The sequence below is a fragment of the Thioclava sp. ES.031 genome, from assembly GCF_002563775.1.
GTDB lineage: Bacteria > Pseudomonadota > Alphaproteobacteria > Rhodobacterales > Rhodobacteraceae > Thioclava.
Genome location: NZ_PDJO01000001.1, coordinates 2,850,347 through 2,863,121 on the forward strand (window position 1 = coordinate 2,850,347; position 12,775 = coordinate 2,863,121).

The 12,775-nt window shown below is 66.3% G+C and carries 14 protein-coding genes and 1 riboswitch; of the genes, 4 read left to right on the plus strand and 10 right to left on the minus strand.

The window, feature by feature from the left end:
• The first annotated feature begins 47 nt into the window (after window positions 1-47).
• Window positions 48-830, plus strand: a complete 783-nt coding sequence (locus AXZ77_RS13595; RefSeq protein ID WP_098411557.1) for an NYN domain-containing protein — start codon at window positions 48-50, stop codon at window positions 828-830.
• Here the strand turns inward: AXZ77_RS13595 and AXZ77_RS13600 are convergent, their stop codons facing one another.
• The 5 genes from AXZ77_RS13600 to AXZ77_RS13620 all read right to left on the minus strand — a co-directional run bounded on the left by AXZ77_RS13600 (window position 831) and on the right by AXZ77_RS13620 (window position 4,211).
• Window positions 831-1,451 carry a TetR/AcrR family transcriptional regulator gene (locus tag AXZ77_RS13600; protein WP_098411558.1) on the minus strand — a complete coding sequence of 207 codons (621 nt, stop codon included), beginning with the start codon at window positions 1,449-1,451 and terminating at the stop codon, window positions 831-833.
• A gap of 227 nt (window positions 1,452-1,678) precedes the next feature.
• A complete protein-coding gene (gene aroC, locus AXZ77_RS13605) occupies window positions 1,679-2,782 on the minus strand; it encodes a chorismate synthase (protein WP_098411559.1) in 1,104 nt (367 codons plus the stop codon).
• Window positions 2,783-2,901: 119 nt separating this feature from the next.
• The gene (locus tag AXZ77_RS13610; protein ID WP_078547833.1) at window positions 2,902-3,249 is read right to left on the minus strand and encodes a DUF2794 domain-containing protein; all 348 of its coding nucleotides are present in this window, start codon (window positions 3,247-3,249) and stop codon (window positions 2,902-2,904) included.
• 285 nt (window positions 3,250-3,534) lie between these two features.
• Window positions 3,535-3,837 carry an I78 family peptidase inhibitor gene (locus tag AXZ77_RS19410; protein ID WP_176536043.1) on the minus strand — a complete coding sequence of 101 codons (303 nt, stop codon included), beginning with the start codon at window positions 3,835-3,837 and terminating at the stop codon, window positions 3,535-3,537.
• Window positions 3,838-3,842: 5 nt separating this feature from the next.
• A complete protein-coding gene (locus tag AXZ77_RS13620) occupies window positions 3,843-4,211 on the minus strand; it encodes an I78 family peptidase inhibitor (protein WP_098411560.1) in 369 nt (122 codons plus the stop codon).
• 73 nt (window positions 4,212-4,284) lie between these two features.
• On the opposite strand from AXZ77_RS13620, the gene AXZ77_RS13625 reads away from it, so the two are divergent.
• Window positions 4,285-5,415 (plus strand): S-(hydroxymethyl)glutathione dehydrogenase/class III alcohol dehydrogenase, encoded by a 1,131-nt coding sequence (locus AXZ77_RS13625; RefSeq protein ID WP_098411561.1) that lies wholly within the window; start codon window positions 4,285-4,287, stop codon window positions 5,413-5,415.
• A 125-nt stretch (window positions 5,416-5,540) separates the two neighbouring features.
• On the opposite strand, the gene AXZ77_RS13630 is transcribed toward AXZ77_RS13625, so the two are convergent.
• The 3 genes from AXZ77_RS13630 to thiB are packed head-to-tail and all read right to left on the minus strand — an operon-like array spanning window position 5,541 to window position 8,750.
• A complete protein-coding gene (locus AXZ77_RS13630; RefSeq protein ID WP_098411562.1) occupies window positions 5,541-6,236 on the minus strand; it encodes an ATP-binding cassette domain-containing protein in 696 nt (231 codons plus the stop codon).
• A complete protein-coding gene (locus AXZ77_RS13635) occupies window positions 6,220-7,782 on the minus strand; it encodes a thiamine/thiamine pyrophosphate ABC transporter permease ThiP (protein WP_098411563.1) in 1,563 nt (520 codons plus the stop codon). Before AXZ77_RS13635 ends, AXZ77_RS13630 begins: the two co-directional genes overlap by 17 nt.
• Window positions 7,758-8,750: a thiamine ABC transporter substrate binding subunit gene (thiB, locus tag AXZ77_RS13640; RefSeq protein ID WP_098411564.1), complete on the minus strand. Its 993-nt coding sequence runs from the start codon at window positions 8,748-8,750 to the stop codon at window positions 7,758-7,760. The genes AXZ77_RS13635 and thiB overlap by 25 nt, the downstream gene beginning before the upstream one ends.
• Before the next feature lie 36 nt (window positions 8,751-8,786).
• A riboswitch (TPP riboswitch) is annotated at window positions 8,787-8,893 on the minus strand.
• Between the two features lie 174 nt (window positions 8,894-9,067).
• On the opposite strand from thiB, the gene AXZ77_RS13645 reads away from it, so the two are divergent.
• Window positions 9,068-10,669 (plus strand): DUF4139 domain-containing protein, encoded by a 1,602-nt coding sequence (locus tag AXZ77_RS13645; RefSeq protein ID WP_098411565.1) that lies wholly within the window; start codon window positions 9,068-9,070, stop codon window positions 10,667-10,669.
• A 46-nt stretch (window positions 10,670-10,715) separates the two neighbouring features.
• On the opposite strand, the gene AXZ77_RS13650 is transcribed toward AXZ77_RS13645, so the two are convergent.
• Together AXZ77_RS13650 and AXZ77_RS13655 are read right to left on the minus strand one after the other, a co-directional pair.
• Window positions 10,716-11,426, minus strand: a complete 711-nt coding sequence (locus AXZ77_RS13650) for a hypothetical protein (protein WP_098411566.1) — start codon at window positions 11,424-11,426, stop codon at window positions 10,716-10,718.
• Window positions 11,427-11,565: 139 nt separating this feature from the next.
• Entirely contained in the window at window positions 11,566-12,216 is a 651-nt protein-coding gene (locus AXZ77_RS13655) for a carbonic anhydrase (protein WP_098411567.1), read from the minus strand.
• A 191-nt stretch (window positions 12,217-12,407) separates the two neighbouring features.
• On the opposite strand from AXZ77_RS13655, the gene AXZ77_RS13660 reads away from it, so the two are divergent.
• Entirely contained in the window at window positions 12,408-12,752 is a 345-nt protein-coding gene (locus AXZ77_RS13660) for a hypothetical protein (protein ID WP_098411568.1), read from the plus strand.
• Window positions 12,753-12,775 lie beyond the last annotated feature (23 nt).

Consider the following 12,775-nt stretch of genomic DNA (forward strand, 5'->3'; position numbering starts at 1 on the left):
ATGTCGCGGGCAAGCGGGCTATCTGGGAAGGGACAACAGGAGTAACAATGCCCGACATTTCCGACCTGCCCCATATCAGCCCCGCCTCCCGCGCCCCGCGCCTGTGCGTGCTGATCGACGCCGATAACGTCCCCGCCGGATATGCCGAAGCGATCTTCGAAGAGATCGCCTCGCTGGGCGAAGCCTCGGTGCGCCGGATCTACGGCGACTGGTCGGCGCAGCGCCTCGCGGGCTGGGCCAAGCGTGTGGCGGAACTGGGCCTCGTCGCGGATCAGCAATTCGCCAATACGAAGGGCAAGAACGCCTCCGATATCGGGCTCGTCATCGCGGCGATGGATTTCCTGCATTCGGACCTGTTCGACGGCTTCGTGTTGGTCTCCTCGGACAGCGACTTCACCCGCCTCGCCGCCCGCATCCGCGAGCAGGGCCTGGACGTCTACGGCATCGGCGAACAGAAGACGCCTGAAGCCTTCCGCAAGGCCTGCAAACGCTTCATCTATGTCGAGAACCTCGGCAATGGCGACAGCACCGCCGACACCGCCGCCAAGCCCACCTCAGGCAAGACCGGCACCAGCGCCCCGAAAACTTCGGGCGGCAAGCAGGAGCCCAAAGCCGCGATCCCGATCATCGTCAACGCGATGAAAGCGATCGGTCTGGAAGAGGAATGGTATTCGCTGGGCCAGCTCGGCCAGTTCATCACGCAGGCGAACCCGGATTTCGACACCCGCACCTATGGCAGCGCGAAGCTGTCGGACCTGCTGATCAAGACGGGCCGCTTCCAGTTGCAGCGCGGTGAAGGCAATCAGTGGATGGTGCGCGATCTGGCCTAATCAGGCCTTCGCCCCGTAGCGTGCAAGGAACATCGCGACCGCGCCCCGGATCACGCGCTCTTTCTGCTCACCGGTGAAGCTGTCGCAAATCCCGAACAGAAGCTTGGGGTGCAGTTCCGATTTGCACAGCTCGATGAAGAGGTAGGCGGCAAGATCGATATCGTCGATCACCAGCTCGCCCCGGTCGGCAGCACAGCGCAGGTACTCCATCAGCAGTTCGTGCACCAGTTCCGGACCCGCCGCGTAGAAGGCGCGGCCCAGTTCGGGAAACCGCTCGGATTCGGCGACGCAGAGCCGATAGAGCCCCTGGTTGAGTTTGCAGTTCATCGAGTCGACGATCTGCGCGGCGGCAAGCGACAGCACTACCTCGGGGGCGGCGCTGAAATCGATCGTGGCGACGGCGCTGTCGGTCTGCTCCTTGAGCTGCGATCGCACGACCTCGACGAACATCAGCCGCTTATCGGGGAAATAGCTGTAGAGCGTGGCTTTCGACACGCCCGCTTCCTTGGCGATGTCATCGACCGAGGCCCCGTCGAACCCATCGCGCAGAAAGATCGTCCGCGCCCCTTCGAGCACCTGATCGAACTTGCGCCCGCGATTGATCTGATCTGCCTGTGACATCTGCCCTCCGGTCCCGGGAAACCGACCCGGGCTCGCAGAATAAACCGGGCGGTTCACATCCCGCAAGGTCGCACACGTCACGTCATAGCGGAATGCACCGGCGAACCGACAGACCGCGGCCTAGCTTCGGCTTGGCCAAAATATCCCGGGGGGCTCCGCAGGAGCGGGGGCAGAGCCCCCTCTCTCCTCGCAAATGTCGCCCTCCGGCGACGGGGGCAGCGCCCCCTTCAGCCGATCGTGCCGCGCACACCGCCGGTCTGCGCCCGATCCATCAGGAACTGATCGAGGATCACGCAGGCCATCATCGCCTCGGCCACCGGCACCGCACGGATACCGACGCAAGGATCGTGGCGGCCCTTGGTGATCACCTCCACCTCTTCGCCCGCGACATTGACCGAGCGGCGCGGCGTCAGGATCGACGAGGTCGGCTTCACCGCGAAGCGCACCGTGATCGGCTGGCCGGTGGTGATCCCGCCAAGGATGCCGCCTGCGTGGTTCGACAGGTATTCGACGCCGTCGGGGGGGCCCATCACCATCTCGTCGGCATTCTCGACGCCGGTCAGAGCCGCGGCAGCCATGCCCTCGCCGATCTCGACGCCTTTCACGGCGTTGATCGACATCATCGCGGCGGCCAGCTCAGTATCCATCTTGGCGTAGATCGGCGCACCCAGACCTGCCGGGCAGCCCTCGGCCACCACCTCGATCGCGGCCCCGACCGAGTTCTGCCCCTTGCGGATCGCGGCGAGATAATCGGCCCATTCATCCGCAGCCTCTCCATCGGGCAGGAAGAACGGGTTTTGCAGGATCGCGTCCCGGTCGAACTTCGCGCGGTCCAGATGTTTCGCGCCCATCTGCACCATGTAGCCATAGATCTGCAGATCGGGGACCAACTGGCGCAGCGCGGCCTGCGCCACGCCCCCGGCGGCCACACGCGCCGCCGTCTCGCGCGCGCTCGACCGCCCGCCGCCGCGATAGTCGCGGACACCGTATTTCTGGTGATAAGTGATATCGGCATGACCGGGGCGGAACTGCCGCGCGATCTCGCCGTAATCCTTCGAGCGCTGGTCGGTATTCTCGATCATCAGCTGAATCGTCGTGCCGGTCGTGCGGCCCTCGAACACACCCGACAGGATGCGCACCGCGTCAGGCTCCTTGCGCTGGGTCGTTTCCTTCGACTGGCCCGGACGACGGCGATCGAGGAATTGCTGGATGAACGCCTCGTCGATCTCGATGCCGGGCGGGCAGCCATCCACCGTCGCGCCAAGCGCGGGCCCGTGGCTTTCGCCCCAGGTGGTGACGCGGAACTGGTGACCGAAAGTGTTGAACGACATGGGACGCGCGCCTCGCAGGTTTCCTTCGGCGCTGGCTTAGCAAGTCAGGGGCTGCGAGGCAACGCGCATGGCATTGCGCGCGGCTGCTTAGAAAGACCTTGGTTGCGCGCGGGACGCGCTCACTCGACCGCGCGGATCAGCTTGCGCTCGAGCACGCGTAGCACCTGACGCAGATCGTGGCCGCGCCGAAGCACCTGCCCCTGCTGCCCGATCACCGCATATTGCCCCTGTTTCGAGCGCAGCGCGGGTCGTTTCTCGATCCGGTAGATCGGCACTTCGGCGGCGCGGCGAAAGATCGAGAAGACCGCGACATCGCGCAGGAAACTCATCCCGTAATCACGCCACTCCCCCGCCGCGACCGCGCGCCCGTAAAGCGACAGGATCACGCCAAGCTCGGAGCGATCGAAAGCGATCTGCTCCGGCACGCCGGAAGGGTTCGGATGGGGGGAAGGCGTTTGAACCGTCATTTACAAAGGGTACATCGCGCGTGGCGCAAATCAAGCCCACCCGCGCTAAGGTTGCACACGCCTTTGCCGCGCCGGAATATGACCTAGAAAATGCCTGATTTCCTGCGCCTTCCTGCCGGGATTCAGCGACACCCTCAAATCAGCGGAAAACGCTAAAAGCCCGACGGTGCGGTAAACAGCCCCCACCCAGTTCGTATCGTCGGGCGCTTTTCCCTCCTGCAGAAAAGCCTCGTGTCCTGGTCAGACACGGGGCTTTTCATTTTCCGATCTGCCGCACGCCCTGCCCTAGTAGCAGCGCACCGCCTTGATCGTGCCGTTCTCGTCGATCTCGAAATTCACCCGCCCCGGGGCGTAATCCATCGTCACCGCATCGCCCGGATGAATGATGCGATGGGGCCGCGCGAGGGTTAGCCCCGCCAGCACCGTTTCAGGCCGCCCCACGAGCGACGCAAGTCCGGGCGGCGGGCAGACGCCAACCGCGGGCGGACCCGATCGCGGCGGCATGCGGTGCGGCTGGCAAGCCGCGACCCCGAAGGCTGCGACCCCAAGTGTGACGATCAGACCGATCCGCGCCCTGCTCCGTTCCATCAGGCTCACCCGCAATCGATGTTGTAGACATTCCCGCGCGAGTCGAGCCGGAACACGACGCGCTGCGGGTTGTAGACCTGATCCTCGACGCCGCGCCATTCCACGATCCGATAGGGTTTGGTGATCCCCAGCGTCTGAATCTGCGCCGCCGGCTGGCCCAGGACCGAGGTGTAGTTCACCGCGCCGCAAGTGTCGGGCTCACGCTCCTGCAGGCCGCCTTTGGTGAGGGTGACAGGCGGGGTGACATAGGGCGCGGGCGCTTCGGCCTGAGGCGCGGGAGCGGCGCTATCCGAGGGGGTCTCGCTCATCGGACCCGCGGGATCGCAGGCCGCAAGCGCCAGCATCGAACCCATGACGAAAAATCGTTTCAACATGTCGCACCCTTCATTGCATTGGCCGCGCCGATAACGCAGGCTATTGCGGAATTTATACAAGGAGTATGCGCCCATGAGAACCCGTGCCGCAGTCGCGTTGGAGGCGGGAAAACCGCTCGAAATCATGGAAGTGGAGCTGGAAGGCCCGAAAGCGGGCGAAGTGCTCGTCGAGATCAAGGCCACCGGCATCTGCCACACCGACGAATTCACCCGCTCGGGCGCTGACCCCGAGGGCATCTTCCCGACCATCCTCGGCCATGAGGGCGCGGGCATCGTGCTCGAGGTCGGCGAAGGCGTGACCACGCTGAAGCCGGGCGATCACGTGATCCCGCTCTACACCCCGGAATGCCGCGAATGCCCGTCCTGCCTCTCGGGCAAGACGAACCTCTGCACCGCGATCCGCAACACCCAAGGTCAGGGCCTGATGCCGGACGGCACCACGCGTTTCAAGATGCTCGATGGCACGCCGATCTATCACTACATGGGCTGCTCGACCTTCGCGAACCACACGGTGATGCCCGAGATCGCGCTCGCCAAGGTCCGCGACGACGCGCCGTTCGAGAAGATCTGCTATATCGGCTGCGGCGTCACCACCGGCATCGGCGCGGTGATCAACACCGCTGGCGTTGAGATCGGCTCGACCGCCGCAGTCTTCGGCCTCGGCGGGATCGGTCTGAACGTGATCCAGGGCCTGCGCATGGCGGGTGCCGACATGATCATCGGCGTGGACCTGAACGACGGTAAAGAGGAAATGGCCCGCAAGTTCGGCATGACCCATTTCGTGAACCCCTCGAAATCGGACGTTCCGGTGGTGCAGCAGATCGTCAACCTGACCAAGACCGAGCGCGACCAGATCGGCGGCGTGGACTATTCCTTCGACGCCACGGGCAACGTGCAGGTGATGCGCGACGCGCTGGAATGCTCGCATCGCGGCTGGGGCGTGTCGGTCATCATCGGCGTTGCACCCGCGGGGGCCGAGATCGGCACCCGCCCGTTCCAGCTCGTCACGGGCCGGACGTGGAAAGGCACCGCGTTCGGCGGCGCCAAGGGTCGCACCGATGTGCCGAAATTCGTCGAGTGGTACATGAACGACAAGATCGAGATCGACTCGATGATCACCCACACCATGCCGCTCGAAGACATCAACAAGGCCTTCGATCTGATGCATGCGGGCGAGTCGATCCGCTCGGTCGTGATCTACTGAGCCCAAGGCCGGGGGCACTGCCCCCGGACCCCCGGGATATTTCCAGCAAGCCCGAAGCGCAGGCCGTTTCGGGCTTGTTCAAATATCCCCGGGTGAATTCGTGCCAGCGAAGAGGGGCAGAGCCCCTACTCTCCCAGATAGTCCCGCAGCGCAGGCGGCGGATCGTCGAGAAGCGGTCCGGTCTCTTGCGGCGCATGGGCGCGGCCCTCGGCCACCAGAACCGTCTGCGGGCAAAGCGCGCGCGCATCCTCGGGATCGTGGCTGACCATCAGCACCGTCGTGCCCTGTTCGCGCGCGATCTCGGCCACCAGCGCCAGCATCTCGGATTTCAGCGCGGGCCCGAGCGCCGCGAAGGGCTCGTCGAGCAGCAGGATCGGACGGCCACGGAGCAGCGTCCGCGCGAGCCCCGCACGGCTTTGCTGCCCGCCCGACAGCGCGCCGGGTTTGCGCCTCTCCATCCCCTCAAGGCCCACACGCGCCAGCGCCGTCTCGATCCGGGCGCGGTCGGTGGCGTCGATCTTGCCTTTCGGGTTCAGGCCAAGCGCGAGATTGGTCTCGAGCCGCAGATGCGGGAAGAGGTTCTGGTCCTGAAACAGGATCGAGAGCGGGCGCTCCCCCGGTGGCGTCGCGGTGATGTCCTCGCCCTGCCAGAGGATGCGGCCACTTGCGGGCGACAAGAACCCCGCGATGGCCGCAAGCAGCGTCGACTTGCCCGCCCCGGACGGGCCGATCAGTGCAACCCGCGCACCGGTCTGGATGGTGAGATCGGAATCGAGGCGGAAATCGCCCTGTGTGAGGGTCAGTCTATCGAGGGTCAGCATAATGCCCCGCGCGGTCGAGCGCCCAGAAAAGCGCGAAGGTGAGGATCAGAAGCAAGCTCGCAGCGCCCGCTGCCTGATCCATGCGATAAGAACCCATGAGCTGGAAAAGCGCCAGCGGCAGGGTGCGGGTCTGGCCATCCGAGAACAGCGTGATGACGCCCAGATCGCCCATCGAGAAGGCCGCAGCCAGCCCCGCCGAAAAGCCCAGCGGACGGGCAAGGCGCGGGATCGTCAGCAGGCGCAGCCGGGCAAAGCCATGCAGCCCGAGCGAGGCGGCGAGCCGGTCGTAATCGGCCTGCAACGTGCGAATTTCGGGCATCAGGATGCGGGTCGCGAAGGGCACCGACAGCGCGGCATTGGTCAGCAGCACCATCGGCAGGGCGAGGTCCGTGGGGTTCACGAAAGGCCGCGCGATCAAGAAGGCGCCGGTCCCCATCACGAGGCTCGACGCGGTCATCGGCAGCATCGCCGCGATCTCCGCCCAGCGTCGCCGCGTGGCCACCAGCGCGAGCGGCAGGGCGATGGCGAGGGTCACAAACGTCGAGGCCAGCGCGATCACCAGCGAGGTCAGCGTGGCGGGCCAAATCATCGCGGGCAGCTCGGCGAGCGCAGGCAGCCCACGGGCGAAGACCGCCCCGATGGGGAGCAGCAGGAAGACGGCTGCCAGAAGGATCGCGAGCGTATCGAAGGCCACGCGATCCGCCCCGCCGGACAACTGCCGGATCGGCGTGGCGCGGCGGTCATGCCCCGCGCCGAAGCTCGACGGCAGGGTGGCGCGCGCCGCAATCAGCAGCGCCACGACCGAGATCGCGACCTGCACCAGCGCAAGGCTCGCCGCGCGGCCCATGTCGAAATCGAAGCGGAAGGCCTGATAGATCGCCAGCTCCACCGTGGTCGCGCGCGGGCCTCCGCCCAGTGTCAGCGCGACCGCGAAGGAGGTCAGGCAGACGAGGAAGATCGCAAGAAACGCACCGGGCAGAACCGAGCGCAGCATCGGGCGTTCGAGGTGGCGGGTGACCTCGGCCGGGCCGAACCCGAGGGTGGCCGCAAGGCGGAACCGCTCGGCCGGGATCGCCTTCCAGCCGTGCAGGATCATCCGCGTGGCCAGCGGCAGGTTGAAGAAGACATGGGCGATGATCACGCCCTGCGCGCCATAAATCGAGATCGGATCGATGCCGAAGGGCGCCAGCGCCGCATTGACCAGCCCGCGCCGCCCGAACACCGCGATCAGCCCGAAGACGGCGACGATCACCGGAAGGATGAACGGCGCCCCCAGCAGCGAGATCAGCAGCCCCCGCCCCGCAAAGCGGCGCCGGTGCAGCGCGCGCGCGACCGGGATCGCGAGAGCGCAGGAGATCAGCGCCGAGGCCGCCGCCTGCCACAGCGTGAAGCGGATCGCGGCGAGGTCGGTCTCGCGCAGCCCCGTCAGCCCGCCCGCGCGGAACGTCACCGCCGCCAACGTGCCAAGGACGAGCGCGGCCAAAGCCGCACCCGCCAGCACCGCCCAGAGGGGCGTGCGTCTTATTTGGAGAAGGCGCGTTGCCATTCTTCCAGCGCCGGACCGCGCAGTTTCTCGGCCTCGGCCTCACCCAGATAGAGCGTCTTGTCGGGCATCGGCAGGTTGCGGAACACCTCGGGCAGCTGATCGTGGGGCAGTTTCGCCGGGAAGGACCAGTTCGCCGTCGCGATCATGCCCTGAAAATCGGGGCTGAGCACGTAATCGAGGAATTTCTGCGCCAGCTCGGGATGCTTCGAGGTCTTCAGCTGCGCGACCAGTTCGGGGGTGAAGTAATGCCCCTCGGGGAAGATCGCGGCGACCTTGCTGTCATCCTCCTCGGCCATGATGTGATAGGCGGGCGAGGTGACGTAGCTGAGCACCATATCCGCCTCGCCATCGGTGAACATGCCGTAGGCCTCGGACCAGCCCGGCGTAACGGTCAGCACCTTGGGCGCGATCTTCGTCCAGGCCTCCTCGGCCTTGTCGCCATAGATGTCCTTCACCCACAAGAGCAGAGAAAGCCCCGCGACCGAACTGCGCGGATCCTCGATGACGATCTTGTAGGCGTCGTCGGGCGCATCCAGAAGGTCCTGGAAGCTCGCGGGCGGGTTCTTCAGCTTGGTCTTGTCATAGACGAAGGCCAGCTCCGACCAGTCGAAGGGCAGAAAGATCGGATCGTCCCATTTGACCGGCATGGTCAGATCGGAGGTGTCCTCGTTATGCGGGGCGAACAGGCCTGTGGCGCGCGCCTTCGCGGTCACGTCGGTGTTCAGTCCGATCGCGATATCGGCGGAGGTCTTGTCGCCTTCGAGCAGGATGCGCGGCAGCACATCGCCCGCCACGAATTTCAGATCGCAATCGCAGGTCGCCTCGAACCCCTTCTCGATCGCGGGGCCGGGGCCCCATTCGCTCGTGAAATAATCGGGCGCGTAGACGGTGAGTACGGGCTTGTCCTCGGCCGCCGCCATCGTGGCGATCAGGCTCAGGGCTCCCGCAAGCATCAGGTGGGTTTTCATGCCTCACTCCTTGGGCTTGCCGGGCGGAGTGGGGCCGGGAGATCCGGCTACCTTCCCTCCGCCGGTCTTAACCGGTTCAGGTTCAACGGGTTCGCGCGGATCGCATCTCAGCCAGCCTTGCGCTGGCACCCCGAGGTAGGGCGCAACGTAAGCGCGCGCGGCTGCGGACGCAAGGGCAAGCAGGCACAGCGTCCCTGCCCCGCGCCCCGGACGCTCTGGCGAGTTCCCGCCAGTGGCGAGCCGCGCCGGATTTCAATGGCTTGCAACTGCGCGCGGGGCGACGCAGGCTCAATCTGGTACGGATTTGGGAGGAACCGATGCGCATCACCCTGACGGCGGCCCTGCTGGCCGCGACCGCCCTGCCCGCCTTGGCCGACACGATCGAGGCGCCGGGCAAGATCACAGCCGTGACGCTCTTTCCGCGCGGCGCGCAGGTGGTGCGGCAGGTGACGCTGGACGCGCCCGAGGGCAGCCATGACCTGCTGGTGCCGGGCTTTCCCGAAGGCACCGACATCTCGACGCTGCGGGTGTCGGGTGACGGTGTGCAGATCGGCGCGGTGAGCCTGATCTCCGGGCGCCCGCCCGCTGTGGGCGATGGCGAGAGCGCGGCGGTGAAATCCGCGCGGGATCGGTTGGCCTCCGCGAAGGAAGCGCTGGCGGAACAGCAGGACTCGGTGGCCGTGATCCGCGCCAAGGCGCAGGCCGCGCGCGACCAGATCACCTATCTCAAGAACACCCAATCCGAGGTGACCGCGCCCGAACAGCTGCGCGCACTGGCGCAGATGGTCGAAGATCAGATCCTCACCGCCTCTGAGCGCGCGATTACCGCTGAAGCCGAGGCGCGCCGCGCGGAGGCCGCGCTCGATCCTGCGAAAGAGGCGGTGAAGCAGGCGCAAACGGCGCTCGATGCGCTGCTGAACCCGGCGCAGGATCGTGACGTGCTGAGCGCCAAGGTGCAGGGCTCGGGCACGCTGACGATCACTTCCTACGTCCAGAATGCGGGCTGGCAGCCCTCCTATGATCTGCGGCTCGACCGCGACAAGGGGGCGGTGGACATGGAGCGTTTCGTCTCGGTCCATCAGGCCACGGGCGAGGATTGGCGCGGCGTCGATCTGACCCTCTCGACGGCACGTCCCGGCGGACGGGCGGAACCCGGCGAGGTCTATCCGCGGCTGGCCCGGATCGGTGATCCCGACGCGCCGCCCACGCCGGTGCCGATGAAGCGCTCCCTCGCCGCGTCCGGTGCTGCGCCCGAGCCGACGATGGAGGCCGCAATCAGCGACCGCGCCGATATGCAGATGCAGGGCGAGACGGTGACCTACCATTACCCGAGCGCCGTGGACCTGCGCGACGGGGTGGACGATCTGCGCCTGAGCCTCGATTCCAAGACCCTGCCGATGGATGTCTTCGCCGAGGCCGCGCCGCTGACCGATCCGCAGGCCTATCGCGTGGCCGAGGGCAAGAACGCGACCGGCGAGATCCTGTTGCCCGGACCCGCGAACCTCTATGCCGATGGCGCGCTGGTCGGCCAGTCGCATCTGCCGATGGTCGCGGCGGGTGACGATCTGACGCTTGGTTTCGGGCCGATCGAAGGCATCCGCGTGGACCGCCGTATGCCAGACACGATGGAGGGCGATAGCGGCTTCATCTCGAAATCCAATGAGCGCCGCGAGGTGGTCGAGATCGAGGTGAAGAACCTCACCGACAAAGGCTGGCCGATGCGGGTGATCGACCGGGTGCCCTATTCCGAACAGGAAGACCTGAAGATCACGACCAAGGCGACCCCGCCCGCGAGCGAGAGCGATTACGACCATCGCCGCGGCGTGCTCGCATGGCGCTTCGATCTGGGCGCAGGCGAGACCAAGACGATCCGCACCGAGACCACGCTCAGCTGGCCCACCGATCAGGTCCTGCGCTAAGGCAAGGCTGCGCGAACAGCCCCGCGCGCGGCCGAGGCCCGCGTGATCAGGCCGCGTTTCGCGGATCGGCCGCAGCGCGCAGTTTCGCGAGCAGCGACGGCGAGAGGCGCAGGAACCCGCGCGCGGGCGGCTCGGCCTTCGCCGCCTCGGGGGGCTGCGCCTCTGCACCCCCGGTCTTTTCGGTTCCCTTGGGCGTCTTCTCGTCCGGCGCGGCTTGCGGCCCCGCCGCCTGCGCGGCCTGAGCCGCGGCATATTCGGCAGCAGCCGCCCGTGCTGACGCGCCCTCCTCCACGGTCGCGCCCTGCCCCGCCGTCGCACCTACGATCTTGGTGCGCCCGCCATCGTCGCCCGGAAACGGCGCGCCGAACCGCAACACAAGCTCCGTCAGGCTCGGCCCGATCTCGTCGAGCAGCATCAGGAAGCGGTTGGTGGGCCATGCGTGCAGCCCCAAGGCCCCGCCGCCTGCAAGCCGCAGAACGAAGCCCTCCCCCCGCAGCCGATGTTGCAGATCGAACCAGTCGCGCGCCTGATCCAGCGCCTCCTGCACCGCGTGCATTTCCGGCAGCGGCGCTTTCGCAGCAGGCGCTTCGGGCGCTGCCTCCTCCGCCAGACCGTCCTGCAACACGCGCCGGATCAGCTCTGCCGGGGGCAGACCGAACGCACGCGCTTCCGCCGCGATGCGGTCGATCAGATCGAGCGGCAGGCGCAGAGAGACAAGGCGGTGCTGAGAACAGGAGCGGGATGCAGATTGAGACATGGCGGGTCGAAGCTCGTTCGCATTGGCGGGGTTCCCCCAGCCTCGCGCATCAAGCTTAACAGCCCGTGAACACCAGTCGGATTTCCGCCGCAGCGGAGCCGTCGGCCCCGCGCGGGGGGCCAACGGAAAAGGCAAAGCCTCAGAACGTCTCGAACCGATCCGTGTCGGCGTCATATTGTTCGAGCACGCCTTCGCCGATGTCATGGCGCAGCCCGTGCAGCGTCATCCGATCCGCATCGAGCGCCTCGCGCACGAAGGGGAAGGTCATCAGGTTCTCGAGGCTGACTTTCACCGCCTCACGCTCGAGCGCCAGCACTTGCTGATCCTCGGGCAGGTCGGTCACGCGCTCGTAGCCCGGGCGCAGCAGGTTCAGCCAGGTGCCGACGAAGGAGCTTTTCTCCTCCAGCTCCGGCGCATGGCCCGAGCACATCGCATGGCAGCCCGCGACGCCGCCGCAATTGGAGTGGCCGAGCACGATCAGATGCGCGACCTTCAGGCTGGTCACCGCATATTCGACCGCAGCCGAGGTACCGTGGTGATCGCCATCGGGCGTGAATTCCGGCACGAGGTTCGCGATATTGCGGTGGATGAAGAACTCGCCCTGATCGGCGCCGAACATCGAGGTCACATGCACGCGGCTGTCGCAGCAGGCGATGATCATCGAGCGCGGGCGCTGCCCTTCGGAGGCGAGACGGCGATACCAGGCGCGGTTCTCGTTATAAGTGGTGGCGTGCCATCCTTGATAACGGCTCACAAGGTAGCTGGGCAGCGGTTTCACATGCTCTCTCATCGATCCCTCGTCTGGTGTCTGGCGTCTTATCGCTGCGTCAAATAGCGCGTTGCGCGCCCGGTTTCGAGTAGATTTTCCGGATCGCTCAACGAAATCTTGAGACCTCTCGATCACGTTACCGCCCGGGCGATGGTGAAATCAAAGGGGGTGTCGGGGTGACACAGGTGTCTCGCTTGCGCTGCAAGGAAAAGATGTCGTTGGATACGGCGCGGCTGGTGGTGCTCTATGCAGAGCTGGGACAGGACGGGGCGGAGCGGGTGATCTGCGCCACGGTCGAAGATCTCGCCTTCCATCTCAGCGCGTTGGAAGAGGCCACGAAATCGGGCCAATGCGCCAAGCTGCGCCGCGCGATCGTCGAGGTGATGGAGCTGGCCGAACAGGTCGGGCTGCTGTCGATGGTCAGCACGGCGCGCGACCTTCTGGACTGCATCTCGGGCGGCGATGCGGTGGCGCAGGCGGCGGTGATGGCGCGGCTGGGCCGGATTGCGGAACGCTCGCTCACCGAGGTCTGGGATATCGGCAACCTGTCTTCCTGAGGCGTGATCGATCGGCCCTTGCG